Genomic DNA, 17,890 nt, shown 5'->3' with positions numbered 1-17,890 from the left:
GTTTTGAAATTCCCTGGAGTGTTTGTCAGCCGGTTCAAGTCCCCGAGCCGATATTCATACCAAACAGGGGGTCTGCCTTCTGGCTATTGAGCATGCTCGGCCCGACCGAGAAGCCTGCGGCCAGATTAGATCTCCGCCTTGAACCGACGGTTCAAGGGCCCAAACCGGCAACGGCATCTCCGGGGTACCTACCCAAAAAAGCCCGTCATCACGACGGGCTTTTTCTTTGCCTGCTTCCCCCTCCCCTGCCCCTCTTCACCCTGTGCGCTTATCAGCGTTCTCCTGTTCCACCGCGACCTGGGGGAAATAAAAAACCCGCCACAGGGGCGGGTTTGCGCAGGGTACGGCCCATCAGACCGCCATCTGCTCCCGGGGGGAGCCGTGGTGGCGTTGCCAGACAAAGCTCAGCGCCACGATCAGCACCATCACGGCCATGATGGCGCCCAGGGTCACCTGCCCCGTCATCGGGAAGCTGGCCGCCAGCAGGGTGACCACCCCGGCCCCCAGGTTCTGCATGCCACCGAGAATGGCGCCGGCGGTGCCCGCCTGGCCGGGGAAGGGCTCGATGGCGCAGGAGGTGGCGGTCGGATAAAGGATGCCGCTGCCGATGAAGTAGACCGCTGCCCCGCCCACCAGGGAGGCGGCACTCACGACCCCGAACAGGCCGGGCAGCAGGATGATGAGCGCCCCCAGCGCCAGGAAGGCGATGCCAAGGCGCATCAGCTTGCCCTGGCTCAGGCGATAGCTCAGCCTGGCGGAAAGCCAGGCCCCGAACAGATAACCCGGCAACGGCAGCACGAACAGCACGCTCACGGTACGGGCACTCAGCCTCAGCACATCCCCCAGCAACACCCCGGCCGCCGCCTCGAAGACCGCGAGCCCCGCAAAGGTGGCCATCAGGCAGAGCAGATTGCCCTGAAAGCGCGGGTTGCCGAGCACGTGACGATAGGCCGCGCCGACGCGCAGCGGCTGCTGCCGGGCCGCCTCAGGCAAGGTCTCGCCAAACCAGGCCAGCAGGGCCAGGGTGGTCAGGGCGCCGAAGCCGAACAGGAACCAGTAGCCGGCGCGCCAGTTGAACAGCTCGGTCAGCCAGCCCCCCAGCACAGGGGCCAGCAGGGGCGAGAAGATGACCCCCATGCTCACCAGGCTGTTGGCGCGGTTGAGCTCGGCGCCGCTGTAGCGATCCCGCATCACGGTCCGGCTCATGGCGCCCCCGGCGCCGGTGCCCAGCCCCTGGATGAAGCTGCCGGCAAGCAGGGCGGTGAAGTGCGGGATGATCTGAATGGTCAGGGTTCCCGCCAGAAACACCATCATGCCGATGAGCAGCACGGGTCGACGGCCGATGCGATCGGACAGGGGGCCGTAGACGAACTGGGAGAGGCCATAGGGGATCAGGTAGCAGGCCATCACCGCCTGCAACTGGCCGGAGGCCACATGAAAGTCCCCCGCCATCATGGGAATGGAGGGCACATAGAGGGTCTGGGTCATCTGACCCACGGCGACCATCAGGATGGTCAGGAAAAACAGGGGATAGAAACTGTGCCGATACATAGCTGTCGTCCGAAAAAATCAATAAGCCGCCACCCTCCGGGCAGGGATCTGCAGGAGGAGTCAGACAAGGGTCGTTGAAGAAATGAAACAAGGCGGAGGACCCGCACCCGCCAGGAGCAGGACGCTCTTTGGCTTGCGATAATCTTAGTGATTCATGTCACAAAAAACGAACGAATCTTTATAATCTGCTTCCCCAAGTTTTTCTAATGCGACGGGGCCCAAGGCCCCGTCACTGTCATCTCATCATGGGGGAAGGATTCATCCTGTCCCCTCTTTACCCCACTCTTCTCACCTCGGCCGACGCGCCTTCGAACATGGGGGTACCCGCCTCCCCCAGTCTCAGACAACGAGGAGCAACCTTGCCGGCCAGCCCCTCGTCATGGGTCACTAGCAGTAGGGCGCAGCCTATCTCTCCCAGTTCCTCCAGCAGACAGGCGATGGTCTGTTGTTGGCTCAGGGGGTCGAGCCGGGACGTGGGCTCATCGGCGAACAGCAGCACGGGGCGCAGCAGCAGGGCCCGGATAAGCGACAGCCGCTGCAGCTCCCCTCCCGAGACCTGGTTTGGCAGGCGCGTCAGCAGCCGTTCATCCAGCCCCAACCGGGCCAGATAGTCGACAAGCCGATGGCGAGGCAGCCTGTGCAGACGCAGCACATCATCGAACTGGGTGGCGAGGCGCACCCGGCTGGCAAAGGCCTGCACCGGATCCTGATAGAGCTTCTGCCAGCGGCAGGGGGCTATCCCTTCCCGGCGCAGCACCTCCCCTTGCAGGGGGCGTTGCAGACCCAGCAGCACGTTGCCGAGGGTGCTCTTGCCCGCGCCGCTCGGCGCCATGATGGCCATTCGCTCCCCTTGCGCCAGGGCAAGGTCGAGCCCCGTGAACAGGGGTTGATCCCCATATCCCATGGCAAGCCCCTTCCCGCGGATGAGCCAGTCACCGGTAGGAGGGACGACCGCCTCGGGCCAGGCGGAAGGCTCCGCCGCCAGCAGGGCCCGGGTATAGGCATGGGATGGCGTGTGCAGCACACGCTCGGCAGGCCCCTGCTCCACGATCTCTCCTCCCTTGACCACCAGCACCCAGCCCCCCAATTCGCGGGCCAGGGAGAGATCATGGGTGATGGTCAGCAGATGGCGTCCACGGGCCAGGTAGCCCAGCAACAAGGCACCCAGCCTGGCTGCGGCCCGGCTGTCGAGCCCCTTGGTGGGCTCGTCGGCCACCAGCAGACGGGCCTCCCCCAGGGTGGCGGCGGCAAAGGCCGCGCGCTGGGCCATGCCTCCCGAGAGCTGGTGTACAAAGGCGCCCTCCCGCCCGGCCAGTCCAAGCCGCTCGAGGGCGGCGCGGGCCCGCGATCGGGCCTCCTTGCCCCCTGGCAGCCACCCTTCCTCCACCTGGGCAAGCAACCTCATGGTGGGATCCAGCGCCAGCACCGGCTCCTGGGGCAGCATCGCCAGCTCCCGCCCCCAGAGAGTGCGCAGGCGAGGCGTGTCGGCCAGGTTGTGATGGCGGCCACCCGACACCATCTCGCCCCGGCCTGTCAGGGGGGCTGGCAACGTCCCCATCAGGGCATGAGCCAACAGGGATTTGCCCGAACCGCTCTCCCCGATCAGGGTCAAGGCGGTGCCGGGATGAATGGTGAAATCCAGCGCCTGCAACAGGGTTTTCTGGCCATCATCGACCTGCAACCCCTTGATATGAATGGCCGTCATGAGGTGGCTCCTTGTGAAGATGGCATGTCAAGGCCGCGCGTCTGATGAAGCAGCACCAGAGCCAGCAACATCAGCCCCATGACAAGAATGGGGGCCAGCAGCAGACGGGGAGCCTCCTGATAGTGGGGCAGCGCCTCCGTCATCATCAGCCCCAGCTCGGGCGTGGGCGGCTGAATGCCCACTCCGACAAAGCCCAGGGTAGAGAGGGTCAGAATGGCACCCGCTAGGCCGAAGGCCATCATGGTGAGCAACTGGGGGGCGAGCTCGGGCCAGAGATGGCGCCGCACCACATGGGCATGGCCGAATCCCAGCAGACGGGACGCCTCCACCTGGGGCGAGGCGAGCAGCCCCCGGCTGCGGGCACGCACCACCCGGTAATACTCCACCCACTGGGCCATGGCCAACCCGAGATAGAGGATGGCAAAGCCACCCTGGGCCATGGCGGAGAAGAGCAGCACCAGCAACAGGCCTGGCAGGGCCAGCACGCCGTCGGCCAGGCTGCGCAGCAGACCGTCGACCCAGCCGCCGCGCCAGGCCGAGAGCCAGCCCAGCAATGACCCCAACAGCGCCGCCGTGATGACGCACAGCAGTCCCAGCAGCAGGGAGAGCCGGGTCGCCGCCGCGAGGCGCGCCATCAGGCTGCGCCCCATCTGATCCCGCCCGAGGGGCTCCTGCCAGGAGGGTTCAGCCAGAAACTGTGCCAGATCCTGAGCCGCCGGATCGGGCCAGAGCACGGGGCCCAGCAGGGCAAACAGCACCACCAGCAGGAGCAGGCCCAGCCCCGTTTTGACAGACAACGACATGATCAGGACTCCTTGGGACCACGGGGGTCAATGGCAAGACAAAGCAGGTCGGTGAGGGTATTGAGCAACACGAAGAGCACCGCTAGCACCAGCACGGTCCCCTGAACCATGGGGATGTCGCGCCAGAAGATGGCGTGCACCAGCGCATGGCCGATCCCGGGCCAGGCAAACAGGCTCTCGACCACCACGACCCCCTCGATGAGCAGCACCAGCTGCACGCTGGTGTAGGCGATGATGCTGACCCCGGTGTTGCGCAGACCGTGGCGCCAGAAAACCCGGGCCAGCGAAAGCCCCTTGGTGAGGGCAAATCGGTAATAACCGGACTGCACCACGGTGAGCACGCTTTCACGCACCACCCGGGAGAGCACGCCGGAGAGCCCCAATCCCAGGGTCAGGGCGGGCAGCAGCAGGTTGCTCCCCTCCCCGTGCCCTGCCGCACTGACCCAGCCCAGCTCCACCGAGAGCATCACCATGAGCACCAGGCCGAGCAAGAAGGGGGGCAACGCACGCATCAGCACGCTCCAGCCCAGGGTCAGGCGATCACACCATCCCCCCGGGCGCAGCGCACTCAGGCTGCCAAGCGGCAGCGCCACCACCAGCGCCAGCACCACGGAGGCGCTCGCGAGCGTCAGGGTGGCGCCCAGGTGATGACCCACGTCGGTGGCGACCGGTGCGCCCGTCACCAGGGAGCTGCCGAGATCCCCTTGCAGCAAGGCCCACAGCCAGTCGCCAAAACGGGCAAGGGCCGAGCCGGCCAGCCCCAGCTCGCTGCGCACCGCGTTGGCCGCCTCGGCGGTGACATAGTCATAGCCATAACGACCCGCCGCGATGCGAAAGGCGATGTCTCCGGGCAGGGACTGCACCATCAGAAAACAGAGTCCGGCCACCAGCAGGGCAACCACCAGCGCCTGCACCAGACGCTGGCCCAGTATCCCCATGACGCGAGACAAGGGTGTCGCTGTCATCGTGCGCTCCATGTCAACTTGTCCAGGCCATAGCTGCGCTCCTGGGGATCGAGTTCAAACCCCTCCAGCCCCCGACTGACCGCCGCGCTCTGGCGGTACCAGGCGATGGGCAGGAGCGGCAACTCCTGTTGCAGTGTCGTGGCTATCTCCCGGCGAGCCGCAGCGGCGTCTGTGGGCGACAAGGCTTGCGTGGCAAGGCGGGTCAGTGTTTGCGTCATGGCCGGGGAGTGCCAGTTCATCACCCCCCAGTCCGCACCGGCAGGGGCCAAGTCCCCCAGCAACGTGACCAGGGGATCCGGTACTAGGGCATAATTGCGGGCGTAGAGACCAAGCTGGAGCGAGCCGTCCTGATGGCCCGCCGGGATCTCGCTCGAGTTGCCCACCGCCACCTTGAGATCCACCCCCACCGCCTTCCACTGCGCCTGCAGTGCCGTGGCGAGGAGCGGCAGCTCCGGACGGTCAGGGAAGGTACGCAGGGTCAGGGCGAAGCGCTCTTCCCCCTTGCGCAGCACACCGTCCTTCCCCGGCTGCCAGCCTGCCGCCGCGAAGGCCGCCCGGGCCGCCTTGACGTCATAGGCAAGCGGCGTCAACCCGAGCTGGTGCCACTCCCCCAGAGTGGGAGGAAAGAGCTGGGTTGCCGCCATCTCGGGATCCCGCAGCAGGGCGGCTGCCATACCACGACGATCGATGGCGAGACTCAGGGCACGGCGCACCACCGGATCGCTCAGACGAGGATCGGCGCCATTGAGCTTGAGCTGGATGGTCCGTGGCAGGGTGACCGAGGCGATGGAGACCCGTGACGCCTGCTGCAAGCGGCGGATGCTGACCGGATCCAGCCCCCAGGCGATGTCGGCCTGACCGCTCTCGGCCATCAGGGTGCGGCTCTCAGCACGTCCCACCGTCAGGTAGCTGACCTCCTCGATTGCGGGCCTGGCCCCCTGCCAGCCGTCGAAACGCACAGTCTCTATCCGCTGGGGTTGTTGCAGGCGGGTGATGCGGTAGGGGCCAGAGCCTATCACCTGGGTTACCTCCCCCTTGGCATCGTAGGCGGCCTTCGCCAGGATCTGGGTGCTGGGGTGGGCCAGCACGGCCGGCAGGGAGGCGAAGGGTTCGCTCAGGGTGACCTTCAAGACGCCATCTCCAGCCTCGATGGACGCAATGGGAGCGCTGGTCATCACGCCGGGCTTGCGCCAGGCCTGTTGCAGGGCAAAAGCGGCCTGCTCGGCGCTCACCTCACTGCCATCGTGAAAACGGGCCCCGGGGCGCAACGTGAATCGCCACTGCAGACCGTCATCGCTACGCGACCACTCACTGGCAAGCCCGGGTTGCAGATTGCCTTTCCCATCGACATCTACCAGGGTCTCCGCCACCTGCATGCGAGTAAAGAAGACCCCGTTGCTGGCGGGGTCGACACTGTGGATCTCCCAGGGCCCCACCATGGCAAGCGGTTTGCCGTCGGCTGCAGTCGTTCCTGCCATCAGAGCCAGGGCGAACCACCCGGCTGCGGTGCATTTTTTTGTCATCCTTTCCATCCAAGCTTCATGTTCATCAACCAAAGAAATAGTGTTATAACATAACAATTAATCAGGAAGAATGACTTTTGATTTTTGATAAATAGCTTATTTGAAAGACAAAAAGCGACTGCGATGCAGATCGTCAAACAACGGGGAGTCAAAGGGGAATAAAAAAGATGGCCCGTCAGGGCCATCATGATGGCGTCAGCGAGTCACCATCTGCTGTGCCCGCTTGACCTGATCCTCGGGGGTCTCGTTGCGCGGCGGTATGGTGATCCCCTTCTGGCAAGCCGGCTTGGCCTCCATCCGTGCCATCCAGGCCTGCAGGTGCACCAGCCCCTCGATGGAGATACCGCTCCAGTCATGAATGCGCACCCAGGGCCAGGTGGCGATATCGGCGATGCTGTACTCGTCGGCCAGGTACTCATGATTCGCCAGGTGGCCGTCGAGCACCTCGAAGAGGCGGCGCCCCTCCTTCTGGTAACGCTCGATGGCGGCCGGGATCTTCTCGGGGAAGTAGCGATAGAAGACGTTGGCCTGCCCCATCATGGGACCGACACCGCCCATCTGGAACATCAGCCACTGAATCGCCTGGGAGCGGCGCTTGGGATCCTGGGGCAGTAACTTGCCGGCCTTCTCCGCCAGATAGAGGAGGATGGCGCCTGACTCGAACACCGCAAAATCCCCGTTGTCCCGATCGACGATGGCCGGGATGCGGCCATTGGGGTTGATGGCCAGGAACTCGGGCTGCTTCTGCTCCATGGTCGAGAAGTCGAGGGGGATCACCCGGTAGGGCAGCCCCAGCTCTTCGAGGGCGATCGAGATCTTGAAGCCATTGGGAGTGGCGGCGGTATACAGATCTATCATCTTGGACTCCTTGAATGTTCACACATGAGTATCAGGCCTGGGCGCTGGGACGAGAGCTCACCCTGTCGTGCCAGGCCTGCAAATGACGCTGTTCGGGGGCGATGCGAATATCGACGACCTTGCCAAAGTCGATGGAGCACAGGGCCAGGATGTCGGCGATGGTGAAGCGCTCCCCCGCCACATAGGGGTGCTCGGCCAGCCTGGCATCGAGCTTGGCAAACCAGGTCAGGGCCTGCTGCTTGCACTCTTCGCCCCACTCGGGGAAGACGGTCTCTCTGTCCTTGTAAAAACCTGTGATATGGCGAAACGCCATGCCCGTCGGCAACCAGAGGTTGAACTCGATGAAGCGGCTCCACATCTCGACGGTGGCGCGCTCCAGTGCCGTGCGGCCAAACAGGTTGGGCTCGGGATGCAGTTCTTCGAAATAACGGCAGATGGCCAGGGTCTCACTGAGATAGGTGCCGTCATCGAGCTCGAGCACCGGGATACGCCCCGCCGGGTTCTTGGCCAGAAACTCGGGCGCGAGGTTCTCCCCCCCGCCCAGATCGACCTGTTGATAGGCCATCTCGATCCCCTTCTCCGCCAGAAACATCCTGACCCGGCGGGCGTTGGGGGCCCGTTTCAATTCATAAATCTTCATCTCACCTCCTGTGGCGACGCAGACACGAACCATTGTCGTCTGGCGTGCAGGCGCCATGGCTCGCGGCGCATATCGGTCTGTTGGAACATGTTATACCGGCCCACCGGTGTAACATATTTCCTTGTTCCTTATGACAAATATTGCGCCGCTTGAACAGTCTGCATCAGGGGAGATGGGCCGCTAGCTGCACAGCACCATGGGTTGACGCTGACGCAGCAGGATGAGGCGGGAGAGCAGCGGGAAGTAGGATCCCAGCTTGCTCTGCAATACCAGGCTGCAGGCGGGGTCCGTCAGCTCCCCCTCGTCCAGCACGATGCCGTTGGAGACGAAATAGAAATGTGGATCCCTGACGTCCGGCCCCTGGCGAGGCCGATCAAATTGCCGTTGCACCAGAAGCGGCAACACCGGCAGCCCCAGGGTGTCGCCGCTGGTGCTCCAGACGGGGGCCGGCCATGCCCCATCATCGTCTTCCAGCAGCAAGACGGCCGCCTCTTCCTTCGACGGTTGCCACTGCTCCGGCTCCGTCACCCTGACCTCGCGGAAGTAATCCCCTGACCCGTTGGCACGACGCAAGGCGGCCAACACGTCCAATGTTGTCGTCGCCGACGGTTTTTGACTGACTAATGACAGATTCATGGTTCATGTCCCTATGCTAACCACAGCCTGTTATCCAGCTGTCGCGATAAGATTAGACGAAGATGAGCCTTTATTGGAGCCGTCAGATCTATCAGTCCGGGATATGTACGTGCCAGGCTATAATGGTTGCCATTCCCCGGAATACTGGTAAGATACCGCGTCCTTTTATCCCCCGTTCTTTAACATCCAGTGGTGAACCTATGCATCCGATGCTGAATATCGCCGTGCGCGCTGCGCGCAACGCCGGTCAAGTTGTAGTAAAAGCCTTCTCTCAACCCGAGAACATCGAGGTTATCCAGAAGGGCAGCAATGACTTCGTGACCAACGTTGACCGTGACGCCGAAGCGGCCATCATTCATACCATCAAAAAATCTTACCCGGAACACAGCATCGTGGCTGAAGAGTCTGGTGAGATCGCCGGTACCAATCCGGATTACCAATGGATCATCGACCCACTGGATGGCACGACCAACCTGGTCAAGGGCATTCCGCACTTTGCCGTCTCCATCGCTCTGCGCGTCAAGGGCAAGACCGAACAAGCCGTCATCTACGATCCCATCCGCGATGAGCTGTTCACCGCCACCCGTGGCAGCGGCGCCCAGCTGAACGGCTACCGTATCCGTGTCGGCAAGGCCAAAGAGCTGTCCGGCACCATCCTGGCCACCGGTTTCCCGTTCAAGCAGAAGCACCACATCGAGTCTTACCTGAAGATGTTCCAGAGCATGTTCATCGAGTGTGCCGACATCCGTCGTGCCGGCTCTGCCGCCCTGGATCTGGCCTATGTGGCCGCCGGTCGCATCGACGGTTTCTGGGAAATCGGCCTGAAGCCCTGGGACACCGCAGCCGGTGAGCTGCTGGCCAAGGAAGCCGGCGCCATCGTCACCGACTTCGTCGGTGGTCACAACTACGAGAACTCCGGCAACATCGTCGTGGCCAACCCCCGCGTCCTGAAAGAGATGCTCGGCAAGATCCGCGAAGAACTGCCGGAATCCCTGGCCAAGTAAGCGCGTATCCTTGAAAAAAATGCCAGTCGGCCCGGCCGACTGGCATTTTTTTATGGCTGGATTTCATGGCGGCATGAGAAAAGAGGCCGCCCTCACCACGGCCACCCGGTCAGATGGTGCCGTTACGGCCCATGTTGATCACCACCCGCCGGTTCTTGGCACGCCCCGCATCCGTCTCATTGGAGGCCACGTGCTGTTTCTCGCCATGGCCTTCTACCGAGATCTTGCCCTCCTCGATGCCAAGATCCACAAACACCTGCTTGATGGCATCGGCCCGCTTCTCGGAGAGCTTCTGGTTTGGCCAGCGGCCGCCATAGCTGTCGCTGTAAGCGTCGATCACCACCACATCGATGCTCTTGTCCGCCTTCACATAGTCACCGATCATCGCCAGTCGCCGCTTGGAGGCCGGTGACAACTGATCGCTGTTCTTGTCGTAGGAGAGCACGCTGAAGGCGATGTCGTTGAAGCTGTAGGGCAAAAGGCCGCTCAGACAGTCCATGAAGGCCTGGTACTTGACCCTGAAGTTGACCGAGGAGAGGGAGACCCGGACCGGCCTGTCCTGACGATACCAGTCACGATACTGGAAGGTCGGCATGCGCCCCCCTTCCAGTTCGTCCAGCATGGTCCAGGCGGTCTGGCCCGCGACCAGGCCGTCGAACTGCTGGTAAAACTGCAACTGGCTTATCTGCCGCCCCGCGACACCGGGGCGCCAGCTGGGAGGCATGATCCCGAGGCTCACTGTCTGGGTGCGCGCCTGGGGGCGCTGTCCTTTCAGCTCGAAATCCAGATTGATCTTGCGACCCGCCCGGCTGACGAAAGCCCCCGTGCCCCAGCGGGGAATGGGATGCTCCAGCCTGCACTCCACCTGGGTATCCGAAGTCAGGCGCCAGACGGATTGATCCAGGCCGGCGCCGAATTCGGTCACTCCCGCCTGCAACTGCATACTCACTGATATGCTGACCAACCCTAACACCCAAGCATTCAACGGCTTGCCCTCCACGATATCTCGAATTATCTATCGGCCGTGGCGGGGCAAGCTTTAGGGCAAAACGCTCAGTGGGGGGAAGAATGCGCCATCAGTTTGAAGCTGGCGAGACGCCCCGCCAGCTCCCTGGCCAGTTGGTCCAGCTCGGCACTGTGCTGCTGCAGGGTTTCAGAATGCTGGCGATGCGCCTCGTACACTTCGCGGATGGTCAACACGTTGTGCTGGATATCGTCCGTCACGTAGCGCTGCTCCTCGGTCGCGGTGGCCACCTGGGCGGTCATGTCGCTCACCTTGCGCACCTCGTTGACGATGTCGGTCAACTCATTCCCCGCCCGCTTGGCCTCCGTCACGCTGAGGCCTGCCTGCTCCGTGCCCATATGCATGGCCGTGACCGCCTGATCGGCCCCCTGGCGCAGGCGACCCAGCATCTGCTCTATCTCGTCCGCCGCCTGCTGGGTGCGCCCGGCGAGCGCCCTCACCTCTTCGGCCACCACCGCAAAGCCGCGCCCGGACTCCCCGGCGCGGGCCGCCTCGATGGCCGCATTGAGGGCCAGCAGATTGGTCCTGTCGGAAATCTGCTTGATGAGGCTCAAGGCCTCCCCCACCGACTCCGTGTCCCGATGCAGGCTGTCCACCAGCTGCCGGGTGTCGGCCAGGGTGCCCGCCACCTGCTGGATGGCGTCTATGGTCTGATCCACCTCCTTGTCACCCTGCCGGGCCCGGCCGATGGCCTGCTGGGTCGCCTGGGAGGTCTGGGTGGCGTTGCGGGCAATCTCGGCCACCGTCGAGGCCATCTCGGTGGCGGCGGTCGCCACCAGATCCACCTGCCCGAATCCCTTGGCCACGCCGGCATTCACCTCGGCAATGACGCTGGCGGAGGTGGCGGCGCTGTGCATCAGCACGTCGCAGGAGCGGCGCACCGCCAGCAACAGACTCTCCAGATGGGCGAGGAAGCGGTTCAAGTCCTGTGCCAGCGCCCCCAGCTCGTCCCCCGAGCGCCAGTTCACCCGCACGGTCAGGTCGTTCTCCTGCACCAGCTTCTTGAAGGTCTGGTGCAGGGCCATGAAACCCAGGTGCAGATCCCGCACCACCCGCCAGCTGACGAAGGTGGTCAGGGCAATGCACAGAAGCACGCCGAGCGCCCCCCACCAGAAGGCGCTCGCGCTCCTGGCCCGCATCTGCTCGACCCGCTCGAGCAGCTGCCGATAGAGGCTGTCTTCTATCTCCTTGAGCAGGCCTATCTTGTCGGTGCTCAGGGCAAACCAGGCCTCCGCATCGATCCCGAATCCGCCGCTGGTCGCCTTCTCCAGGGCCAGCTTCTCCATCTGTGCCACCCTGGCCACCACCGGGGAAGCCAGGCTGTCGCTCAGCAACTGACGCTGGGAGGGGCTCGCCACCGCCTGGAAACGCTCGAGGTAGGTGTTTTGGGCGGACAGGAGAGAGATGAACTGCTGCAACAGTGCCGGCGTGAAGCTGTCGCGCCCGAACACGTTGCTCAGGGTTGCCCGCTCCAGCCCCATGCGCTCCTTGCTCTGCAAGAAGGCGGCATAGGCATTGGTCTGCAGCGCTATGGTGGCGTCGTGGCTATCGACACTGATCTGATCCACCACGGCCAGCAACCGGGTCACCAGGCGGGTATAGAAGCCGACCTGATCCGCCACCTCGACCCCCAGGGCGCTGACCCGCTCACGCATGGCAGTCAGCCCGGCCAGCCCCTGCTGCACCTCGGTCAGGGCCAGCAGGGCCGGATCCTGCTGGAAGCGTTGCAGCAGGGTGTCGACCACCTTGCGCTGGGTCGGCAGGGCATCGCGGAACTTGTTGCCGCCGGAGCCCAGGAAACCGGCCGACATGCCACGCTCCTTTTGCAGCTCATGGGCCAGCTGTGCCGCTTCCTTCACCACGGCCAGCGCGGCCAGCGCCTCGCTCATCTCCTGTTCGACCTGGTAGCGTTCATAGACGTACCGACCGGAAAAGAACAACAGGGCCAGCAGTGGCAGACAGACTACCAGCAGCATCTTGTGTGCCAATCCCAGCTTTTTCATCGCCTCTCCCTCCATGGTTGAAGTCGCCAATTATAGGCGCAAGTGCTTCAAATAGAACCAGATACCATCCTCATATCGGCAGGTGAGGGACAAGGGCCTGCTTTTTTGCCATAATGCCGCCTCCTTTCACGCCGACCGAGATACCATGACCGACGCCGTTCACACCCTCAAGGGCCGCTTTCGTGGCTTTTACCCCGTCGTCATCGATGTTGAAACCGCCGGATTCAATGCCAAGACAGATGCCCTGCTGGAAATCGCAGCCCATACCCTCAAGATGGATGAACAGGGCTGGCTCGTGCCCGACCAGATCTTCCATTTTCACGTGACCCCCTTTGAGGGCGCCAATCTGGAGAAGGCGGCGCTGGAGTTCACCGGCATCGACCCCTTCAATCCCCTGCGCGGCGCCGTGGAGGAGAAGGAGGCACTCACCGAGATCTTCAAGGGAGTGCGCAAGGGCATGAAAGAGCAGGATTGTGGCCGTGCCATCATCGTTGCTCACAACGCCACCTTCGATCACGGCTTCGTCATGGCCGCCGCCGAGCGGGCCGGCCTCAAGCGCAATCCCTTCCACCCCTTCGCCACCTTCGACACCGCGGCCCTCTCGGGCCTGGCCCTGGGGCAGACGGTCCTCGCCAAGGCATGCCAGAGCGCCAGCATCCCCTTTGACAACAAAGAGGCGCACTCCGCCCTCTACGACACCGAACGCACCACCGAGCTGTTCTGTCATATCGTCAATCGCTGGAAGAGCCTGGGAGGCTGGCCGCCCGCCAACCCGGAGGAAGCCGCCGGCGAGGCCGAACAGTGAGTGCCTGAGCACTCCTGCAACAGGCTGCCCCATGGCAGCCTGTCTGTTTCCGGGGTAGCCAGGCCGCCCATCAGGTCAGACTGAATGCCCTTCTGCCTGGCATGGGAGCCAAAGAGGGACGAGATTCAAGCCCAGATCCATACTCAACGACAAGATGCTGCCGAATCACGGCTATGGCCGATTTTTTTCTCGACATTTGTCACGTTTTTCGCAAACTAACTGCCTTTCACACGACAGACAGCAACACAAACTATAAGGAAATCAAATGAATCCTGTTGTTATCGCAGTGGCGCTGATGCTGGTGCTCAGCCTGCTGCGGATCAATGTGGTGGTCTCCCTCGCCATCGGTGCGATTGTGGGTGGTCTGCTCGGCGGACTCTCCCTCGAGCAGACCCTCAGCACCTTCACCGGTGGTCTGGGTGGCGGCGCCGAGATCGCCCTCTCCTACGCCATGTTGGGCGCCTTCGCGGTGGCCATCTCCCGCTCCGGCATCACCGACTTGCTGGCTCGCAAGGTGATAAGCCAGCTCGGCAAGGATGCCAGCAGCGCCCGCATCCTCTGGGTCAAGAGCCTGCTGCTCGCCTCCGTGCTCGCGGTCTCCATCTCTTCCCAGAACCTGATCCCGGTACACATCGCCTTCATTCCCATCCTGATCCCGCCGCTCCTGCACGTCATGGCCCAGATGCAGATCGATCGCCGCCAGGTGGCCTGCGTCATCACCTTCGGCCTGACCGCGACCTATATGCTGCTGCCGGTGGGTTTTGGCGGCATCTTCCTGAACAACATCCTGGCCAAGAACCTCGTCGACAACGGCGTGCCGGTGGAATACAGCCAGCTGCCGCTGGCGATGGCCATTCCGGTGCTGGGCATGTTCGTCGGCCTGCTCATCGCCGTCTTCTTCACCTACCGCAAGCCGCGCCAGTATGACCTGCAGAAGATCCTGGCCGCCGAGCCCGAGACGGTGGATCTCAACCTGAACCACATCTGGGTCGCCCTGCTGGCCATCGCCGTGGCGCTGGGCCTGCAGCTGATGACCAACAGCATCGTCCTCGGGGCGCTGGCGGGTTTCGTCATCTTCACCTGTGGCGGCGTCATCAAGTTCCGCGAGAGTCAGGACGCCTTTACCCAGGGGGTGCGCATGATGTCCCTCATCGGCTTCATCATGATCTCCGCCGCCGGCTTCGCCGCCGTGATGAAGGAGACCCACGGTGTCGAGAGCCTGGTGCAGTCCGTCTCCGGCATGATGGCCGGTCACAAGGGGCTGGCCGCCTTCCTGATGCTGCTGGTGGGGCTGCTCATCACCATGGGCATAGGCTCCTCCTTCTCCACCGTGCCCATCATCGCCACCATCTACGTGCCCCTGTGCATCCACCTCGGCTTCTCGCCCATGGCGACCATCGCCCTGGTGGGCACCGCCGGCGCGCTCGGAGATGCGGGCTCCCCCGCCTCCGACTCGACCCTGGGCCCCACGTCGGGCCTCAACGCCGATGGCCAGCACGACCACATCTGGGACAGCGTGGTCCCCACCTTTATCCACTACAACATCCCGCTGGTGATCTTCGGCTGGATCGCCGCCATGGTGCTCTGAGCCCATTCAGGACAAACAGGCAGACAAAAGGCGACCCCCTGGGGTCGCCTTTTCTGTCTCTGGTGGCGCGTCAGGAGGTGGGGACGGGTCGACGGGCTAACCCAGCGCCACCGCTTTCATGGCCGTGTCTCGGGCCGCATGACGGCAGCAGAACAGCAGGAACTCCGGCAGCGGCAAGGGCTTCGAGTAGAAGTACCCCTGGATCTCGTCCACCCCGATCTCAAGCACCGCCCTGAGCTCTTCCCAGGTCTCCACCCCCTCTGCCACCACCTGCACCCCCAGCTGGTGCGACAACGTGGTGATGGTCTCGACGAACAGCGCCTGACGGGGATCCTTGTCGATGGCGGTGATGAAGGAGCGGTCGATCTTGAGCTTGTCGAAAGAGAGTTCGCGCAGGTAGGAGAAGGAGGACCAGCCGGTGCCGAAATCGTCGAGGGCCACCCGCACACCGGTCTGGCGCAGGGCGTGGATGATCTGCTTGCTCAGGGCAATATCGTCCAGGGCAATGGTTTCGGTCAATTCCACAATCAGCTGGTCCAGGCCCAGGGGGCCCTCCTCCATCTGCGCTGCCAGCGCCGTCGCCAGCCCCATGTTGAACATGGAGCCAGAGAGATTGATGGAGATCTCCAGCGGCTCGAGCAGGGCCGCCGGGAAGCCGGCAAGATCCTGCTGCAGCCGCCGGATGATCCACTCCCCCAGCGCCTCCCCCAGGCCGTTCTCTTCCGCCAGCGCGACTATATCGAGGGGAGGTATCGCGCCGTATTCCGGGTGCTGCCAGCGGATCAGCGCCTCGGCGCCAAGCCGCACCACGCTCTGGCTGCGCACGATGGGCTGATAGTCGAGACGAAGCTGCGGGCAGTCCGGAGACTGGATCAGGTCGCGCAACTCGGCCGAGAGCTGGCGCTTGCGCTGGTGGAGCCGGAACATGCTGCTGGAGAAGACCACGTTGCGATGCAGTCGCTTGCGCTTGGCGCTGTCGAGGGCAATATCGGCAAACAGCAACATCTCCTCCGGTGTGTGGTTCGGCCGCACGTATTGGCTGATCCCCATGAAGACCCGAACCCGATGGGCAGGATCCGCCGCAAACACCAGCTCGGCCAAATCGCTGCGCAGCTGCTCCAGAAACGGGAAACGGAGAAAGGCGGGCATGGCCCCGGATATAATGAGTGCGAACTCGTCGCTGCCGGTACGGGCGACGAAGATCCCCGGGCCAGACGCGCGCCGGATCCGGGCTGCGAGCCCCCTGAGCAGGCTGTCCCCCACCTCGTAGCCAAGGCTGTCGTTGACCTCCCTGAAGTGGCCGAGATCGATGAGACAGACGGTGATGGTACTTCGTGACTTCCGATGCCTGGTTCGCTCTTGGAGGTGCTTGATGAGCGCAGCCCTGTTTGGCAATCGGGTCAGGGAATCATTCCACGCCAGAAAGTGCTGATGGCGCATCTCGCGAAACAGCAGCAGCAACATCACCATGGTCGCCAGCATCAGGAACCCCAGGATAAAGAAGTTCTGGGCCCGCGACTCGTTGATCAACTCCTGCTGCGCGATGGCGGAGGGCCCGGTGAAGTTCTTCACCATCACGTCCCGCACCGCCTGCATGTCTTCATCCAGTGCCGCCGTCAACGCCTTGAGCCCGGGAGAGTCCGGCTCCCCGCTCACCACCTCCTGTTCGTACGACTCGAAGAGGACCAGTATTCCGCCGACCGCCTTGTCCGCATCGAAGCGTGCCCGAACCGACTTTGCCTCCTCCCCATGCAAGAAGACATCGAGCCGGTTCCAGGCGATGTCAAAGCGCTTGTTCATCTCCTCCCGGCTGACGGCGCGAGCCCGATACAACTTCAGCGCCTCATCGAAGGCGTGGACTTCAAGCTCCAGTTGGGCCAACGACCAGGCGGAGAGCTGGGTGTAGCGTGCCACCGCATTGAAGGCGCGGTCATAGTTCCAGACCGACCAGATGGCGACCCCCAGAAAGCTGGTCACCATGAGAAGAAGGGTCAGAAACTTGCCGCGCAGCATCTTACTGGCTCTCGATGGCGGCCAATTGCCACACCATCCGGTTGTGATAGAGCTCCTTGTCAAGTTCGGGATGATCCGAGAGGGGATAGACGATCCAGAGCGGACCCTTGTTGCGCAGGGTCAATGGCTTGCCGTCCTGCTTCTCGGCCAGCAGCACCGCATACTTGTCCCCATCCGCCTTCGGCAGCACAGCCCAGTAGTCATTGATGGCCAGGGCCTTGATCTCCTGACTCTTCAGGCCGTAGGCACCGAGCAGATCCCGCAGCAGCACCCCGCGATAGATATGCACCCCCTCGGTCCAGGGCGTCCCCGTCTTCACCTCCGTCTGGGGCAGCGCCTCGAATTCGGCCCGGGTCAGCACCGCCTCCCCCTTGCCACCGCAGCAGCCATTCCCCTTTATACGGAGGAAGGACTCCTCAGCCGACACCATCCCCGACACGAGACACCCAGACAACACCAGCACCCCGCCAAGCCATTTCCCCATGCTGACCCTCCTTGTCATAGCATTCTGGTGACTGTATTCATCGCACTCAATCGACCCATATGCAAATGCCGGTGTTTCCCTTCAGACCAAAGTCGCACTCAGTCGCCACTCCTCATGGGCGCCGCTGCAGGCCGCGTTGTCTTGCCAGCACCCGATTAGCCAGCTCCGGATTACACAATGTCGGCCCCCTTATCGGCAACGCTAGAGACCCCCGCCCCTTCGCGACATAACCGGGCCGCAGGGCTTGGCCGAATGACGGGCACAAAAAAGGCCGCTCCATGAGCGGCC

15 protein-coding genes and 1 other RNA gene are annotated in these 17,890 nt (G+C 63.3%); 4 read left to right on the top strand and 12 right to left on the bottom strand.

Annotation, left to right across the window (positions count from 1 at the left end; genetic code table 11):
• The first annotated feature begins 7 nt into the window (after positions 1–7).
• Positions 8–190, top strand: a non-coding RNA gene (gene ssrS / locus BN1136_RS19640) — 6S RNA.
• A gap of 161 nt (positions 191–351) precedes the next feature.
• Here ssrS and emrD read toward each other — a convergent pair.
• From emrD to BN1136_RS03655, 8 genes are all read right to left on the bottom strand, one after another.
• A complete protein-coding gene (gene emrD / locus BN1136_RS03690; RefSeq protein WP_043759833.1) occupies positions 352–1,551 on the bottom strand; it encodes a multidrug efflux MFS transporter EmrD in 1,200 nt (399 codons plus the stop codon).
• 274 nt (positions 1,552–1,825) lie between these two features.
• Positions 1,826–3,256 carry an ABC transporter ATP-binding protein gene (locus tag BN1136_RS03685; protein ID WP_043759832.1) on the bottom strand — a complete coding sequence of 477 codons (1,431 nt, stop codon included), beginning with the start codon at positions 3,254–3,256 and terminating at the stop codon, positions 1,826–1,828.
• Complete coding sequence (locus BN1136_RS03680) at positions 3,253–4,059, bottom strand: ABC transporter permease (protein WP_043759830.1); 807 nt, start codon at positions 4,057–4,059, stop codon at positions 3,253–3,255. Before BN1136_RS03680 ends, BN1136_RS03685 begins: the two co-directional genes overlap by 4 nt.
• Before the next feature lie 2 nt (positions 4,060–4,061).
• Positions 4,062–5,024 (bottom strand): ABC transporter permease, encoded by a 963-nt coding sequence (locus BN1136_RS03675; RefSeq protein ID WP_043759828.1) that lies wholly within the window; start codon positions 5,022–5,024, stop codon positions 4,062–4,064.
• Positions 5,021–6,547: an ABC transporter substrate-binding protein gene (locus tag BN1136_RS03670; RefSeq protein WP_043759827.1), complete on the bottom strand. Its 1,527-nt coding sequence runs from the start codon at positions 6,545–6,547 to the stop codon at positions 5,021–5,023. The genes BN1136_RS03675 and BN1136_RS03670 overlap by 4 nt, the downstream gene beginning before the upstream one ends.
• Positions 6,548–6,742: 195 nt before the next feature.
• Positions 6,743–7,405, bottom strand: coding sequence for a glutathione S-transferase family protein (locus BN1136_RS03665; protein ID WP_043759826.1), 663 nt, complete (start codon positions 7,403–7,405; stop codon positions 6,743–6,745).
• A gap of 31 nt (positions 7,406–7,436) precedes the next feature.
• A complete protein-coding gene (locus BN1136_RS03660; protein ID WP_043808066.1) occupies positions 7,437–8,045 on the bottom strand; it encodes a glutathione S-transferase family protein in 609 nt (202 codons plus the stop codon).
• A gap of 180 nt (positions 8,046–8,225) precedes the next feature.
• Entirely contained in the window at positions 8,226–8,681 is a 456-nt protein-coding gene (locus BN1136_RS03655; RefSeq protein WP_043759824.1) for a hypothetical protein, read from the bottom strand.
• Between the two features lie 200 nt (positions 8,682–8,881).
• Here BN1136_RS03655 and suhB point away from each other — a divergent pair, with 200 nt between their 5' ends.
• Positions 8,882–9,685, top strand: a complete 804-nt coding sequence (gene suhB / locus BN1136_RS03650; RefSeq protein ID WP_043759823.1) for an inositol-1-monophosphatase — start codon at positions 8,882–8,884, stop codon at positions 9,683–9,685.
• Positions 9,686–9,794: 109 nt separating this feature from the next.
• Here suhB and BN1136_RS03645 read toward each other — a convergent pair whose 3' ends face one another.
• Together BN1136_RS03645 and BN1136_RS03640 are read right to left on the bottom strand one after the other, a co-directional pair.
• Positions 9,795–10,670 carry a flagellar protein MotY gene (locus BN1136_RS03645; protein ID WP_197068419.1) on the bottom strand — a complete coding sequence of 292 codons (876 nt, stop codon included), beginning with the start codon at positions 10,668–10,670 and terminating at the stop codon, positions 9,795–9,797.
• Positions 10,671–10,738: 68 nt separating this feature from the next.
• On the bottom strand, positions 10,739–12,712 hold the full coding sequence (locus tag BN1136_RS03640; RefSeq protein ID WP_043759818.1) for a methyl-accepting chemotaxis protein: 1,974 nt from the start codon (positions 12,710–12,712) through the stop codon (positions 10,739–10,741).
• A 145-nt stretch (positions 12,713–12,857) separates the two neighbouring features.
• Here BN1136_RS03640 and rnt point away from each other — a divergent pair, with 145 nt between their 5' ends.
• A complete protein-coding gene (rnt, locus tag BN1136_RS03635) occupies positions 12,858–13,517 on the top strand; it encodes a ribonuclease T (protein ID WP_043759816.1) in 660 nt (219 codons plus the stop codon).
• Between the two features lie 265 nt (positions 13,518–13,782).
• Entirely contained in the window at positions 13,783–15,105 is a 1,323-nt protein-coding gene (locus BN1136_RS03630) for a Na+/H+ antiporter family protein (protein WP_043759814.1), read from the top strand.
• A 96-nt stretch (positions 15,106–15,201) separates the two neighbouring features.
• Here BN1136_RS03630 and BN1136_RS03625 read toward each other — a convergent pair whose 3' ends face one another.
• Positions 15,202–17,118: a putative bifunctional diguanylate cyclase/phosphodiesterase gene (locus BN1136_RS03625; RefSeq protein WP_043759812.1), complete on the bottom strand. Its 1,917-nt coding sequence runs from the start codon at positions 17,116–17,118 to the stop codon at positions 15,202–15,204.
• 1 nt (position 17,119) lies between these two features.
• On the bottom strand, positions 17,120–17,602 hold the full coding sequence (locus BN1136_RS03620; RefSeq protein ID WP_043759810.1) for a putative pterin-binding protein: 483 nt from the start codon (positions 17,600–17,602) through the stop codon (positions 17,120–17,122).
• Positions 17,603–17,890: the final 288 nt, after the last annotated feature.

The sequence above is a fragment of the Aeromonas taiwanensis genome (assembly GCF_000820165.1).
Classification (GTDB): Bacteria; Pseudomonadota; Gammaproteobacteria; order Enterobacterales; family Aeromonadaceae; genus Aeromonas; species Aeromonas taiwanensis.
Note: the sequence above shows the minus strand (reverse complement) of the source record. Positions and strands in the feature narration are given on the sequence as shown.